Annotated in this window: 11 protein-coding genes; 3 read left to right on the top strand and 8 right to left on the bottom strand. The window is 61.2% G+C overall.

From position 1 onward, the window contains the following. The first annotated feature begins 2 nt into the window (after positions 1-2). On the top strand, positions 3-1,133 hold the full coding sequence (locus PspCFBP13528_RS12110; protein ID WP_137200301.1) for a patatin-like phospholipase family protein: 1,131 nt from the start codon (positions 3-5) through the stop codon (positions 1,131-1,133). Between the two features lie 123 nt (positions 1,134-1,256). Here PspCFBP13528_RS12110 and PspCFBP13528_RS12105 read toward each other — a convergent pair whose 3' ends face one another. The 7 genes from PspCFBP13528_RS12105 to puuE all read right to left on the bottom strand — a co-directional run bounded on the left by PspCFBP13528_RS12105 (position 1,257) and on the right by puuE (position 8,231). Then, positions 1,257-2,042 carry an outer membrane protein OmpK gene (locus tag PspCFBP13528_RS12105; protein WP_065950265.1) on the bottom strand — a complete coding sequence of 262 codons (786 nt, stop codon included), beginning with the start codon at positions 2,040-2,042 and terminating at the stop codon, positions 1,257-1,259. 228 nt (positions 2,043-2,270) lie between these two features. Then, positions 2,271-3,617 (bottom strand): nucleobase:cation symporter-2 family protein, encoded by a 1,347-nt coding sequence (locus PspCFBP13528_RS12100; protein ID WP_137200300.1) that lies wholly within the window; start codon positions 3,615-3,617, stop codon positions 2,271-2,273. A gap of 175 nt (positions 3,618-3,792) precedes the next feature. Further along, positions 3,793-5,076, bottom strand: a complete 1,284-nt coding sequence (locus PspCFBP13528_RS12095; protein WP_137200299.1) for a urate hydroxylase PuuD — start codon at positions 5,074-5,076, stop codon at positions 3,793-3,795. 51 nt (positions 5,077-5,127) lie between these two features. After that, on the bottom strand, positions 5,128-5,631 hold the full coding sequence (locus PspCFBP13528_RS12090) for an ureidoglycolate lyase (protein WP_137200298.1): 504 nt from the start codon (positions 5,629-5,631) through the stop codon (positions 5,128-5,130). A gap of 124 nt (positions 5,632-5,755) precedes the next feature. Continuing rightward, complete coding sequence (gene alc / locus PspCFBP13528_RS12085) at positions 5,756-6,751, bottom strand: allantoicase (RefSeq protein ID WP_065950262.1); 996 nt, start codon at positions 6,749-6,751, stop codon at positions 5,756-5,758. A gap of 41 nt (positions 6,752-6,792) precedes the next feature. After that, positions 6,793-7,308, bottom strand: a complete 516-nt coding sequence (uraD, locus tag PspCFBP13528_RS12080; RefSeq protein WP_065950261.1) for a 2-oxo-4-hydroxy-4-carboxy-5-ureidoimidazoline decarboxylase — start codon at positions 7,306-7,308, stop codon at positions 6,793-6,795. Continuing rightward, positions 7,305-8,231, bottom strand: a complete 927-nt coding sequence (gene puuE, locus PspCFBP13528_RS12075) for an allantoinase PuuE (protein ID WP_065950260.1) — start codon at positions 8,229-8,231, stop codon at positions 7,305-7,307. Before puuE ends, uraD begins: the two co-directional genes overlap by 4 nt. A gap of 439 nt (positions 8,232-8,670) precedes the next feature. Here puuE and uraH point away from each other — a divergent pair, with 439 nt between their 5' ends. Then, entirely contained in the window at positions 8,671-9,024 is a 354-nt protein-coding gene (gene uraH / locus PspCFBP13528_RS12065; RefSeq protein WP_137200297.1) for a hydroxyisourate hydrolase, read from the top strand. Positions 9,025-9,167: 143 nt separating this feature from the next. Beyond that, positions 9,168-14,336: a DUF6543 domain-containing protein gene (locus tag PspCFBP13528_RS12060; RefSeq protein WP_241669084.1), complete on the top strand. Its 5,169-nt coding sequence runs from the start codon at positions 9,168-9,170 to the stop codon at positions 14,334-14,336. On the opposite strand, the gene PspCFBP13528_RS12055 is transcribed toward PspCFBP13528_RS12060, so the two are convergent. Beyond that, positions 14,317-14,952 (bottom strand): LysE family translocator, encoded by a 636-nt coding sequence (locus tag PspCFBP13528_RS12055; RefSeq protein WP_137200296.1) that lies wholly within the window; start codon positions 14,950-14,952, stop codon positions 14,317-14,319. The genes PspCFBP13528_RS12060 and PspCFBP13528_RS12055 overlap by 20 nt on opposite strands. Between the last annotated feature and the right edge of the window lie 131 nt (positions 14,953-15,083).

Raw genomic sequence — 15,083 nt, 5'->3', positions numbered from 1 at the left:
CAATGCGCCCAGCTGAACCGGTCACAGGCTTGATTCTTTCCGGCGGCGGGGCGCGTGCGGCGTATCAGGTAGGGGTGTTGGCGGCGATTGCCGAGTTGCTGCCGCCGGGGGCGCCCAATCCCTTTCCGGTGATCGTCGGCACGTCGGCCGGGGCGATCAATGCGGTCACCCTGGCCAGTGGCGCGACTGACTTCACCGCCGCTGTCCAACGCCTCACCGCGTTCTGGCAGGCTTTTCGCAGCCATCTGGTACTGCGCAGCGACTGGCCGGGCGTGATTCGCCAGGCCAGTCGCTTTCTCTTTCATAGCCTGCTGGGCCTGGGCAGGCGGTTTCCGGTGGCGTTGCTCGACAGTGCACCGCTGCGCGATTTGCTGCAGGACAAACTGCATCTGGCGGGCATCGACGAAGCCATCCGGCGCAACCATCTGCACGCCGTGGCGGTCACCGCATTCGGCTATGAATCCGGGCAAGCGGTGACCTTCTATCAAAGCGGCGCGACCATCGACGCCTGGCTGCGCCATCGGCGCATCGGCGTGCCGACGCAACTCACGGTGGAACATTTGCTGGCCAGCTCGGCGATTCCCCTGCTGTTCGCCCCGGTCAAACTTGACCAGGAATACTTCGGTGATGGCGCCGTGCGTCAGTCGGCCCCGATCAGCCCGGCGCTGCACCTGGGCGCCAGCCGCGTGCTGGTGGTAGGCGTCAGCGGTAACCCGCGCGGCAATGAACCCTCGATGCCGCGCACCTATACCGGCCAGGAGCCGACCCTGGCGCAGATCGGCGGGCACATGCTCAACAGCACGTTCATTGACAGCCTGGAAAGCGATATCGAATTGCTGGAGCGCTTGAATCAATTCAGCGATGTCTCGCCCGGTCTGGCGGCCGTGGAAGTGCTGGTGATTGCGCCCAGCCAGCCGATCGACGAAATCGCGGCACGCCATCGCCAGGAATTGCCGGCGGCGTTGCGCGTGTTCCTGCGTGGGCCTGGGGCGACCAAAACCAGTGGGGCGGGGGTGTTGAGTTACTTGCTGTTCGAGGCGGGGTATTGCAGCGAACTGATCGAATTGGGGCGTAAGGATGCACTGGCCAAGCGTGAGGAAATCATCCGATTCCTCGGGCTGACGCAGAACTGAATGTGCAGAGCTGAATGTGGGAGGGGGCTTGCCCCCGATAGCGGTGTGTCATTCACAGTATCTGTGACTGAATCGCCGCCATCGGGGGCAAGCCCCCTCCCACATTTGAACTGCGGTGCTTGATCAGAAGTGGTACTTGACCAGGAAGCTTGCCGTGTCCTGGGTCGTCTTGAACGCCCCCGAGTCCTCGATCCCGTACTTGTTCTTCCAATAGTCGTATTCAAAACCCACATACAGCTGTTTGTCGCCCCAATGCAGCGCCTTGCCCAGGTCGTATTTGACCTGCGGGTTGAAGTGCAGGTTGGCGTGATAGGTGCCACGGGCGTTCTTGTCGTTGTCCACCACCCAGTCCATGAACCCGTCGATCAACACATCGGAGCTGCCCACGGGAATGGTGTACGACCACACCGGAGTGATCTGCCACACGCCGTCACCCGGGCGGTTGCCCTCGGTCTGGCGCTGGTAGAAGTTCAACTGGAAGTAGTCGAAACCCGGAATATTCAAGTCAAACGCCGGGCCCAGCAGGTACGACTCGTTATCGCCTTCGCCGAACTCGTAAGTGAAGGCCAGCAAGACATCTTTGATCGGGCCGAATGACAGGTCCTTGTCGAGGATTTTGCCGAACGACAAACGCGGGCTGAACTCGCCGTAGTAGGTATTCGGGCCGACGTTGCCGTCTTCCTTGCCGTTGTAGAAGATGCGGTCGAGGAAGAAGAAGTTGTCGCCGTACGTCCACGCGTCCGCATGCTCGAAGGTGACGGTTTGCTGGATCTGCGGGTTGACGGTAAAGCTCTTGCCCCACAGATACGTCAGGCTGTTGTTTTGCCACTGCAACACATCACCGGCCACGGCTTGACCACCGGCCAGCAGGGATCCCGCCAGCATCAGGCCTTTGAACATAGGTTTCATTCGGTGCTCCCGAGTTAAAGTTTTATGTTTTTTCTAATGTGGCGCTCTGAGGCGGCGCCTTTGGATTTGCTGAAAAACTCGTCTGATTGGTCAGCTTTATGGCTACAGCAAAAGCCGCGCCAAGGCGGTAAGAAACCGTCGATTCAAGCGGGCGCGGAGAATACTGGCTCCCACGTCGGGGCTCAAGTGCGCCGTTACAGCGCGCACAGGGCGACAATGGGGCATGCGTCAGGTGTGAGCGTGCTCAACGGCAGGGCGCTCGGCACCGCCGAGAATGTTGAACAGGATATTCAGCGACAACGCGCTGAGCGTGGCCATGGCGATGCCACTGTGGGTGATCGGGCTCATCCACACCGGCAATTGCGCGAAGAATTCCGGGCGCACCACCGGGATCAGGCCCATGCCGATGCTTACCGCCACCAGCAACTGGTTGCGCCGGTCGGCGATGTCGGCTTCCTGCAGGATCTTGATACCGGTCGCCGCCACCATGCCGAACATGGCAATGGCCGCGCCGCCCAGTACCGCCGGCGGAATCGAGGCAACCAGGTAGGCGGCCTTGGGCAACAGGCTCAGCACAATCAAAAACACTCCGGCCATGATTGTCACCGAGCGGCAGCGCACGCCGGTCATCTGCACCAGGCCGATATTCTGCGCGAACGAGGAGTGGGTGAAGGTGTTGAAGAACCCGGCGAAGAATGACGCGCCGGCATCACACAGCAGGCCGCGACGCAGCATCCTTGGCGTGACCTCCTGGCCGGTGATCTTGCCCAGGGCGAGGAACATGCCGGTGGATTCGACAAAGATGATCACCACCACCAGGCACATCGACAAAATGGGCGCCAGCTCGAACCTGGGCATGCCGAAGTGCAGCGGCGTCACCACCTGCACCCACGGCGCCTGGGCTAGGCCGCTGAGGTCGACCATGCCGATAACGCCGCACAATGCATAACCCAGGCCCATGCCGATCAGCACCGAGATGTTCACCCAGAAGCCGCGCATGAAACGGTTGATCAGCAGGATAGTGGCCAGCACCAGCGCGGCCACCGCCAGGTACACCGGCGAGCCGAACGTAGCGGCCGCGCTGCCGCCACCGGCCCAGTTCACGGCCACCGGAAACAGCGACAAACCGATGGCGGTAATCACCGTACCGGTCACCAGCGGCGGGAAAAAGCGCACCACCTTGGACATGAAGGGGGCGATGAGCATGCCGAAGAACCCGGCGGCGATGGTCGCGCCGAAGATGCCCTGCAACCCGATACCGGGCATGCCGGCCATGGCGACCATGCTGCCGACGGCGGCGAAACTGGCGCCCATCATCACCGGCATGCGAATACCCACCGGGCCGATGCCGACCGATTGCACGACGGTGGCGATGCCGGCGACCAACAGGTCGGCGTTGATCAGGAAGGCGATTTCTTCACGGCTCAGGCCCGCAGCCTGGCCGATGATCAAGGGGACGGCGACAGCGCCGCCGTACATCAGCAAGACGTGTTGCAGGCCTACCAGAATCAGTTGCAAGAGGGGGAGCTGCACCATGGCGGGCGCGGCAGGAGTCTGCGTTTCTAACTGGGACATGCAACACCTCGGATCTTTTTATTGTTGTGTTGTGTGGAGCGCAATATTCAAAACACTGCAGTACCAAATGTGGGAGGGGGCTTGCCCCCGATGGCGGTTGATCAGTTACAGGTGTGCTGCCTGGCACACTGCTATCGGGGCAAGCCCCCTCCCACATTGGATCTCTGTGAATCAGTCAGTTGGTGCGGGCTCCTTGATTGATCCAGGTGCCGATCAGATCCCGCTCCTGCTGGGTCATCTGAGTAATGTTGCCCAACGGCATGATCTGGCTGGCCACGGCCTGCGCTTGAATCCGCGCCGCCTGCTGCTGGATCTGTGCCGGTGTGTCGAACATCACCCCAGCCGGTGCCGTGCTGAACAACGGGCTGGTGGGTTTGGCCGAGTGGCACACCGTGCAGCGTTGTTCGATCACGTGGTGCACCTGGCCGAAGTCGGTGCCGGCCTGGGCCGGTGCCGGTTCAGCGGCCGGTGCGGCGGGCGCAGCCGGTTTCAAGCCACCGCCCAGGGCGGTTTCCGGCAACGGCTGGTACTCGATCGCCGCAGGTGCCTTGGCCACTTCCGGCGCCGGCTTGGGTCCGGTCACATAGGCCAGGCTGATCATCGCCAGCGCGCCCACCGGCAAGGTCCAGGCATACTTCTGGCTGTTATGCCGGGTGTTGAAGTAGTGCCGCACCAACACCGCCGCCACGGCGATCCCGGCCAGGATCAGCCAGTTGTACTGGCTGCCGTAGGTGCTCGGGAAGTGGTTGCTGATCATGATGAACAGCACCGGCAAGGTGAAGTAGTTGTTGTGCCGTGAGCGCAGCAAGCCTTTGGCCGGCAGTGCCGGGTCGGGCGTGCGGTTCTCGGCAATGGCCGCCACCAGTGCGCGCTGGGCGGGCATGATGATGCGGAACACGTTGCCGACCATGATCGTACCGATCACCGCACCCACATGCAGGTAGGCGCCACGGCCGCTGAACACCTTGCTGAAGCCATAGGCCGCCGCGATCAGCAGCACGAACAGGATCAGGCCGAGCAGGGCAGGGCGCTTGCCCAGGGCCGAGTCGCAGAGAAAGGAATAGATGAACCAGCCGGCGAACAGTGAGCCGATGCCCAGCAATACGCCTTCGGTGCCGCTGAGGCTGCTGCCGGGGGCCAGCAGGTACAAGGTCGGGTTCCAGTAGAACACCACGCACAGCAGCGCGACGCCCGACATCCAGGTGGAATAGGCTTCCCATTTGAACCAGTGCAGGTTGTCCGGCATGGTCGGCGGGGCCAGTTTGTACTTTTCCAGGTGGTAGATACCGCCACCGTGGATTGCCCACAAGTCGCCGGCCAGGCCGCTTTTGGGGTTGACGCGATTGAGGTTGTTTTCCAGCCAGACGAAGTAGAACGAAGCGCCGATCCAGGCGACGCCAGTGATCATGTGAACCCAGCGCACGCTCAGGTTCAGCCATTCCAACAGATGTGCTTCCACAGTCTTTACCTCTCGCCTGTCACCCTTGTTGTCGGGTGATCCGGCCTTCTCTTATTGGTGGGGGGCGAGGATCAAACGCTCATCCTCTGGGAAAAAATGCTCATCGCAGTTATTGCCTGTGCCACTGCGATCAACCACCAGGAAGTCATCCCGCTTTTCGATCGTCAGCACCGGATGGTGCCAGACGCCGCGATGGTAATTGATGCCCTGCCTGCCGTTGGTGACGAAGGCCCGGACCAAGCCTGATACAGGTGCATCGCCAAGGGGCGCGACCACGATCAGAAAGGGGTTGCCGAGCAGCGGAATGAAGGCCTGGCTGCCCAGCGGGTGTCGTTCCAGCATGCACACGGTCAGCGGCATGTCCTGCGCGTCGGCGCGGAAGATGCTGATGATGGCGTGGTCTTCGGGCTGTGCCGTTTCGACCGTGGCCAGTTTGTGAAAGCGCATGGTCGACCCATTGTTGATCATGAAGTGATCGCTGCCATCGGTTTCGATAACGTCTCCGAAGGGGGCGAAGGCTTCTTTGGTCAGGGGTTCGATCATCAGTGTGCGCATGGCTGTCTTCTTATCCGGATGCTGTGTTGTCGGGTTTATTGCTATCGGGGGCAAGCCCCTCCCACAGTTGATGTGTGAATACATTCAAGTGTGGGAGCTGGCTTGCCTGCGATGGGGTCACCGCTTATCTGGCTACTTTGCCCAATACTCGCAGGCGGCTCACACCGCCATCCGGGAACACGTTCAGGCGGATATGGGTAATCGGCCCCAGCGCCTTGATCTGCTCGGCAAACGTGTGTTCAGCGTGCATTTCCAGCTTCTGCGCCGGCAGCAGTTCGCGCCAGAACAGCGATTGGGTCTCGATCTGGCTGTCGGTGCCGCCTTTGACGAAAGCGCCCTGGATCGAGCAAGTGTCCGGGTAGTTGCCCTTGAAGTGCAGGGTGTCGACGATGATCTGTTCGATCTCGCCCGGATGGCCCAGCGCGACGATCACCCAGTCATTGCCTGGCGTACGCCGACGCGCGGTTTCCCAGCCGTCGCCCATGTTGATGCCGCGGCCCGGGTTGAGGATGTTGCTCATGCGGCCGAAGTGTTCATCGGAGCAGGCCAGGGCACGACCACCATTGAGCGCGGCGGCCAGGTCGACCTGTTCGTTGTCGCCCACCGCGGACCAGTCACGGAACGGCACGCCGTACACACGCAGACGCGCCACGCCGCCATCCGGGTAGATGTTGAAGCGCAGGTGGCTGAAGGCCTGGTCGTTATTGATCTCGTGGTAGTGATGGCTGTTGCCTTGCAGCTCGACGGCCGACAGCACGTCCACCCACTGGGTATTGGCGTCAGGCTCGCCCGAGGCCAGGAAGCAGGCTTCCAGGGAAGCCGACGGCGGATAGTTGCCGGTGAAGAATGAAGTGTCGATGTCCACGCCTTTGATCGAACCCGGCACGCCCAGGCGGATCACCGCGCTGTCGTAGCCTTCGAAGCGCTTGCGGCGCGACTCCCAGCCGTCCATCCACTTGCCGTTGTCATCGAAAACGCCCTCCTTCCACACAGCCGGGGTCGGCTGGAACAGGCGGTTGGCGTCGGCGAACCAGTCATCGGTCACCGAGATGATTTTGGTGCCCAGGCGGGCGTCGGCGAGGTTGACGAACTTCTCGAAAGGTACGGGTTGCGCTTTCATTCTTCTTGTCTGCCTTGGATAGAGTGGCTGGGGATGGTCGTTTAGAGGGTCAATAAACGGAACAACGCGATCTTGTTGATCTCGTCCAGTGCGCACTTGAACTCAGCGTCTGCAGAGTTGTGAATGCGCGTTTCGAACGCGGCGAGGATCTGGTGCCGGTTGCTGCCTTTTACCGCCATGATGAAGGGAAACTTGAACTTGGCCTTGTAGGCCTCGTTCAGCTCGGTGAAGCGCGAGAACTCTTCGGCCGTGCATTGGTGAATCCCCGCGCCAGCCTGTTCATCGGTGCTGGCTTGGGTCAGTTGGCCCTGGACGGCCGCACGGCCGGCCAGGTCCGGGTGAGCGTTGATCAGCGCCAACTGGCGGGTGTGATCAGCGCTCAACAGGATATCGCTCATGCGCTGGTGCAGGGTTTCGATCTGGTCGATCGACGCGTCCTGGCCCAGGTCGTAAGCCTGTTCGGCTACCCATGGCGAGTGTTCGTAGATATCGGCGAAGGCGGCGACAAACGCATCGCGGCTCAAGGTCGAGGGTTTGACGGTGTTGAACGCAGTCATTTCGCCGCTCCCGTGCAGGGGTGGGTTTCGTGCCAGTGACGGGCGATGTCGACGCGGCGAGTGAACCACACCTGTTCATGGCTCTTGGCGTACTCGATAAAGCGCTTGAGCGAAGCCAGGCGCGCCGGGCGACCGATCAGGCGGCAATGCAGGCCGATGGACAACATCTTCGGCGCCTCGGCGCCTTCGGCGTACAGCACGTCGAAGGCATCCTTGAGGTATTCGAAAAAGTCATCGCCCTTGTTGAAACCCTGCACCTGGGTGAAGCGCATATCGTTGGTGTCCAGGGTATAAGGGATGACCAGGTGCGGCTTGCCCGTGGGGGTGTTGGGTTCCCAGTAGGGCAGGTCGTCGTCGTAGGTGTCGCAGTCGTACAGGAAGCCGCCTTCCTCCATCACCAGGCGCCGGGTGTTGGGGCCGGTGCGCCCGGTGTACCAGCCCAGCGGGCGCTCGCCGGTCAGTTCGGTGAGGATGCGGATCGCTTCGAGCATGTGCTCGCGCTCCTGGGCCTCGTCCATGTACTGGTAGTCGATCCAGCGGTAGCCGTGGCTGCAGATCTCGTGGCCGGCGGCAACCATGGCGCGGATCACATCCGGATGGCGCTGGGCGGCCATGGCCACGGCGAAGATGGTCAGCGGAATATCGAATTCCTTGAACAGCTTGAGGATGCGCCACACCCCGGCACGGCTGCCGTATTCGTACAGCGACTCCATGCTCATGTTGCGCGCGCCTTGCAGCGGCTGGGCCGAGACCATTTCCGAGAGAAACGCTTCGGACTCTTTGTCGCCGTGCAGGATATTGCGCTCGCCGCCTTCTTCGTAATTGAGTACGAACGACAGCGCGATGCGTGCCTTGCCCGGCCAATGGGGGTGAGGAGGGTTACTGCCGTAACCGATCAGGTCGCGTGGGTAGTCAGCGCTCACTGCAGTCTTCCTTCTTGTGCGTGGTAGCAGATGTGTGTGGCGGCCGGGCAGTGGAAAGACTGGGTGGCGTCACAGCGATGAGTGATTGTATACAACTTATCGCAAACTTTGTAAGCCTGCATTTCTGCATTTTTTCTGACGGGTCTCCATGTCCGTCCTTGCAAGAAACTTGCCTGAGTGGTCAGCTAAAGGCGAAAAACTCCACTGCAGGAGCGAGCTTGCTCGCGAAAAACCTGAGGGCGCCATTTTCATCTCGAAAGCCCGCGTTATCGTTGAAGTTTTTCGCGAGCCAGCTCGCTCCTACAGTAGATGAGAATCTCGTCGAATTTATTGTGTACAATTTCAATGAAAAGTGTCTTAATCAGCCATCGCCGGCTTTTTCGCTGCCCTGAAAGAGTGCGGGTTGTCTTTCTACTGACTTCGGGAGGCGCATGACGCCATGGGACGTTTGACCACACACGTTTTGGACGCCGCGCACGGCTGCCCCGGCAGCGCGATCAAGATCGAGCTTTACCGCGTCGAAGGCGCGCAGCTTGAACTCGTCGCCACCGCGTTGACCAACGGCGACGGCCGCTGCGATGCGCCCCTGTTGCAAGGCGACGACTACCGCAGCGGTATCTACCAGTTGCAATTCAATGCCGGTGATTATTACCGCGCCCGCGGTGTGCAGCTGCCCGAACCGGCGTTTCTGGATGTGGTGGTATTACGCTTCGGCATCAGCGCCGAGCAAGAGCATTACCATGTACCCCTGTTGATTTCGCCTTACAGCTACTCCACTTATCGCGGTAGCTGAGCCGTCACCTCGCTTCACCCCCCAATGCTCTTCGTTGGTTTCGCCCGCGCACACTGCGGGCTTTTTTTCGACCGTCAACTATGTAACCCCAGCGGTTCGCTCCAACTGCCTAGTCTTTTTTTTTCAGAAAAATGGACGTAGACATGGGATCCGAACCCTTGGTGGCGGCTGACGCTCAGCCACACAGCACCCTTCTGCTCGAACACCTCGACGCTAGCGTCAAATCCAGCCGCCAGCTCAACGAGCTTTATCTGGCTCATGCACGGTGTGCACACCAGACGCATTTGCTGCAACAAATGCAGGTGCGCGCGCCACGTATCAGTCGCCTGATCCGCCAGACCTTGCGCGACACCTTTGAGATGGACCCCGACTCCTTGTTGCTCAATGTGCCCTTGACCCCTGACGAGACGCACTGGCGTCGCAGCCTGACCGACACGGTAATGCGCTTGCTGGCCGAGCGCGCGTGTGTCCGCGAGGGCAAGCTGAGTGAGCAGGCGTGTCAGTCCGGGCAACTGGCCGACGCGGCCTTGAGTCGGGTGCTGAAGGTGGACCTGTTGGCACGCATCGAGTCTGCGGCGCCGGCGTTCTGGCAAGTGCTGGCGGAAGATCGATTGGCGACGCGCGAGGCGTACTGGTGTGAGTCGTACCACGGGTTGATCGGCGATCAAGCGCTGCTGGCTCATGGCCTCAACCAGTTATCCGAGGATGGATTAGCGATGGTCATGACGATGGTCGAGGCGCCTGCCGCCGAGCACCGCGCGCGTGCGGGCGGCCTGCGCGCCGACCTGCGGGTGGCGCAGGTGGTGTGCCCGGGCAAGTCGGGCGCCACCATTCCCTTCTGTGGCGCGCTGCATCTGTACTACGAAGCGGATCCTGATCACCCCCGACAGGTGCTGTTCCTGCCGGGCCTGGAGCCGTTGTTTCATGAGTTCGAAACGCACCAGGCCTGGCAGAGCGGTTTCCCTGAGCGGGTGGCGGCGCAGACACATGCATTATGGCCGTTGCTGGCAGTGCGCAGGCGCCATGAGTTACCCGATTTCACCGCATCCACAGCGTTGCCCATGGCGCAAGGGCAGTTGGGCCCGCTGATCGAAAGCCATGCGCTGGAGCATAGCGCCAGGGCGCTCTTGCACGTGCAGTGGGACAACGAGATGGCAACCTTGCTGGATATCAACAGTGCTTATCTGTTTCCTGGCGATGCGATCAAGGGCGCCTACATGCAACCGCTCGAGCGTCTACTGCAGGTGGAACAGGGGCGCAGGCTGTTGAGCATGCCGGCGGGTTTGAACTCGGCGCTGGCGCAATTGCTGAGCCGCGACCAGCACGAGCGTTCTTTGCAAATCAGCTTTGCCAGCCTGTCCCACAGTCTGCCATTGCGGATTCGGGAGCAGAAACAGCAGCAGTATGAACGGGCACTGACACGTTTGCTCGATGACGATAAGCCGAGCGAGGAAACAGCGGACTATAAAGCGGTCGCTGCCTTGCACAAGCAATGGCTGGAGCAACGTCAGCATTGCTCGAGCTTGCTCGATGGCCATGAGCATCGCTTGGATGACGAGTCGTTTTGGGTGGGCCCTGCCAGCGGCGTGCCGAGCCGGCAGGAGCGTCTGCTGGCGGCGCGCGGTGCGGCCTTGATCCACGAGGCGCAGTTGATGCACCGGCTTGGGTTCATTGACGAACACTGGCTGGTGCGGGTCAGGGCGGTGGTCGAGACACCGTTGCAAGCGCGCGGCCTCGGTGTGGGTAGAGTGATGTCTGTGACCCTGGGCGGGGGAGCGCAGCCAGCCTTCCGATTGCTGGGCGTGTGCGTGGTGGCGGGTGCTTCGGGCCATGCCAATCGTGCGGTGTTGTTGTACATGCCGGGGCTGGAGGGTGGGTTGCAACGCTTCAAATCCCTGGCGGTGCTGACGCAGCGCTTGCAGGCCAGTTTCATGGCGCGCGAACCGAACCCGCTGTGGCTGTGCATCGGGCGTGCCGAGCGCAATGCTGCGCGCAGGTGGGTGCGCAACCTGCCAGCGAGCGAGGCGGTCACCCTGTGCTTCGCGGATATCGATGGCGATGTGCTGTTGGCCGGTTTAAGGGAGCAAGTCAAGGGCTTCGCTGACGCACGCCAGAAAATCGTGGCGGGCGAGCGGGTGTTTACCGAGGTCGGCGACGCCACGTTGGCAAAGACGCTCTTGGCGGCCGAGGTTGCCCAAAGCCTGCAGATACCGGCTCACGATGCCAGGGAGGTAGCCCTGAACAACCTGCAAATGGTCATGGCCGGGGCCGCGCTGGCAACCAGAATGCCGGCCTGGTACAGCCAGGCGCCGGTGTCGAGCAGCAGGCGGCACGCGCGGTTGGTCAATCGCCAGCAACGCAGTGCGCTGAACCTGCAGCGCGAGCTGGTGGGTGCCCTGGGGAGCGTGGAGCAATTCGCCCGTCCATTGCTGATCCAGCAGTTGACCCTGGATGGGCTCTATCCTGCATTGGATATCGATCAGCCGTTGTTCGACATTCCCGATGATGTGAGCAGCGTATGGGTCGGCCATCCGGAGCGTCGTCCCGGTGAGGCGGGGCCCAAAGCCGTGGTCAGCAAAGAGCGCACGACCTACAGCTTTTTGCAGCTCGCGCTGACTAACCTCGACCCCGAAGCGCCCTGGACCGCCTGGCGCCTGAAAAGCATGCGGTATCTGGTCCCGGCCTGGAAGGAGCGTTTGGGCGTGGACTATTTGATCAAGACCATTGCCAGCCTGGATATTGGTGGTCAGTACGATCAAAAAATCCTCAGCGTTTGCTACGGCGAGGACGATATCGCGGATGCCGCGACGCACGCGCCGCTTCGCCATGAATTGCTGCGCCGGCCGGTACGACGCCAGACGAAAATAGACCTGATCGATGCCCAACAGCGCACGCTGAGCGAGCAAGGGCAACAGCTGTTCAAGCGCGCAACAGCGATACAGACGGGCGCACCCTCACCACTGCGCCTGTATTTTCTCAGGATCGAGGCGTTGACGGTGCCCTGGGCACGTCATATTGCCGGGATGGTGGTGATCCAGGATCCCCAGGTGCAGCGCTGTCTTTTTTACTGGCCCGCTGCAACGAGTTTCCCGGCGCTCTCGGAGCACGACAGCCTCGATGCTCTGCGTGAGGTGCTGATGAAGCATTGGCAGGCGCAGGAAAACATGGCCGAGCTTGCGAAATACGTTGCCCCCGGCTCGGAGACGCAAGCGCTCGCCGGTTATCCGGGCGTAATCACACCCGTGACAACCCCCGCAACGCTCTGGCGCAGTATGTTGGAGCAACTGCGAATGTTTGTCCTGGGGGTTACCGAGCCCAAGGAGTTATTCATTGCCCGGCATCTGTATCGCTGGTTTAAAAGCAAGCGAGTGTTTCCGGCCACCTCACTCAGTGAGATCGAGCTGGAGATCCGTGAACAGCAGGAGGTGATGCCTGCGCGATGGTTGGGTATCACCGAAACCGACGCACGCGACATGCTCGCAGCGCTGGCCCATGCCCAGGTGCTGAAGGTGCAGCGCCAGGGGCGCGCCGAATCCAATTCCCAGGCTTCGCTGGAGGTTTATCGTCTCTGGCGACTGGGTGAGCAAAAGGCTCGAACGATCAAGGGGCTGCTGTCCATGATCCCCTTCGTGTCCATAGGCGTGCTGCTGCATGAAGTCCTGTTGGCCGCGCGACGCCTTTATCACGGCGCAGGCGACGGCGTTGACCTGGCGATTGCGATTCATCAGCTTGTGCTGGATGTGGCCCTGACATTCGCACCGTTCAAGATCGGCCCCGCCGCTAAACCGCTGAAGCCGGTCACCGTAAGGCCGATTAGATTGGCCCTCACTCAGTTGCATCGACGCCAGCATATTTATAGCCCGCTGTCGTTGCGGCCACCTTCCTCCCCCATGACCTTCAAGGGCCTGGAACCCTACAAACTCTCGGGGCTGGCCAGTGATGCGATTGAATTGAAAGGACCGGTCAGCAGAGGCTCGCGCGTTAAAAACGGCGAACAATTCGTCATCGATGCCGAGGGGGAACGTTATGGCGTGTATCAGCGCGATGGCGAACGGCAACTGCGCTTCAAGAACACGCGAACACCCGGGGACAACGAACTGATTCTGAACATCGAGGAGCCGCGCCAGTGGCTGTTGGGGGCCGACGCACCCGAGCCGCAACCGGGGCCCAGCTCGATAGCCACGCCATTATGGCAGCACACACTGCCCCCCTCGAAGGTTCCGGTCAGCTGGGCGCCGCCGCCCGTTGCGTCGACGGAGCAATTGGGTAGGCGCCCGCATAATCTGACAAGCGCCTGGCGAGACTGGGGGCAACCGCAGGGTTCGCGCAAGGCCGTGGAAATTGCGCCGTACCGCAAAGTGTTTACGATCGAGGAGGTCAGCCAGCCGAGCCTCAAGGTGGGCGAGCGGTATTATGAAATCCTGCCCAGTGGGTCCCAGGTCCATGCCGACGTGGTTTTTCTCAAGCCGCCAGGATCGCTGATCGACAGTATTGACAGCATCAGTATGCGGCTTGGGGACGCTACCGCGCCGCAACCCGTGCTGTTCACCTATGGCGAGGACCTGCGCTGGACCGCCAGGCAGTCGCTGTTCAACCGGCCGTTGGCTGCCTCGATCAGCGCGCGGTTTCCGGACCTGACGCCGGCCAGCGCCAGGTATGCGGCGCGCAGGCTGGTTGAATTGGCTGATCCTGGTCAACCCGCACTGACGAGCACCCGGTTGTTAAGCATCCGCGCAGCCCTGGACGAGTGGACGCCCCAAGTACCGGGGCAAATGGCTCGAACCGATGACTTGATGAGCATGTTGCAGCCTATGCGGCCGCGCATGCAGTTCAGTCTGTATGTGGGGGTAGACGGGCAGGTTGGCAGTTTTGAGCGCATGGATTTCACCCTGCCGTCGACGTTTGACCGTTCCCTGTTCGTCAAAGCCAAAGGCCAGAAGGAGGTAACCCACAGACGGGTGACCGCCAGCCTCGACGAGGTGACCCGGATACTGCAGCAACAAGGGTTTGTTGTAGAACGTTTGAAACTTGTCTATGCGCCTCGTTATCCCCATCTTTTAGCGACACATCCAGCCTCCAACAAGCTCTATTACATCGTGCCCAAATGGCTGGACGGAAAAAGCATGGCGATGAAAGTGGGCGCCAGGCGACTGCTTTCCGATGACTGGTTCCTGAATAAAAGCCGGGTGTACCCGGCGCTCTATCGACAGTTCAGCGAGGCCTTGAACGAGGGGAGGTTGGTCAAGCTGATCGCGGGCGTGCAAAACGTTAAAACGCCCACGATCTACTTCATCAGGCCAGCGGAGCTTTGATCAATGATGCAATCCCGGCACCGCCGAACAGCGCGGCGCTGATGCGGTTGAACCAGCTCTGTCCCGAACCGCTGCGCAAATACCGTGCGGCGCCATGGGCGCCCGCGCCATAGGCCAGTTTGCACAGCAGGTCGAGCACCGTCCACGTGGCAATCATGGTCAGCAATTGCGGCAGGAACGGTTGCTGGCTGCTGAGAAATTGCGGCAGGAAGGCGGCGAAAAACAGGATGTCCTTGGGGTTGCTCGCACCCAGTACAAAGGCACGCCCAAACAAGGCGCGAAGGCGCGGCACGGCAGGCGTCTGCGGCACGTGTGCACCCTGGGCCGGCAGGCGCGATTGCTGCCAGCTCTGCCAGGCGAGGTAGAACAGGTACAGCGCACCTACGATCTTCAATGCGCTGAACACTTGCTCGGACGCCAGCAGCAGTGCGCCCAGGCCCAGGGCCGAAGCGCTCAGCAGGCAGATCGAGGCGAACACCCCGCCCAGGAATGCCGGGTACGAGCGGCGCAGGCCGTAGTTGAGGCTGTTGCTGATCATCAGCAGGGACAGCGGGCCCGGGATCAGGATCACCACCAGCGCGGCGCCGCTGAACAGCAGCCAGGTTTCGATCGTCATGTTGTGAGCTCCAGTTGTCGGCGGCAAGTGGCAAGCCGCAAGCCGCAAGCTTCAAGCTTCAAGCTTCAAGCTGCAAGTTATAGCTTGTAGCTTGTAGCTTGTAGCTTGTAGCTTGCAGCTTGCCGCTGAAA

It is taken from the genome of Pseudomonas sp. CFBP13528 (assembly GCF_005233615.1).
Taxonomy (GTDB): Bacteria; Pseudomonadota; Gammaproteobacteria; order Pseudomonadales; family Pseudomonadaceae; genus Aquipseudomonas; species Aquipseudomonas fluorescens_AM.
Note: the sequence above shows the minus strand (reverse complement) of the source record. Positions and strands in the feature narration are given on the sequence as shown.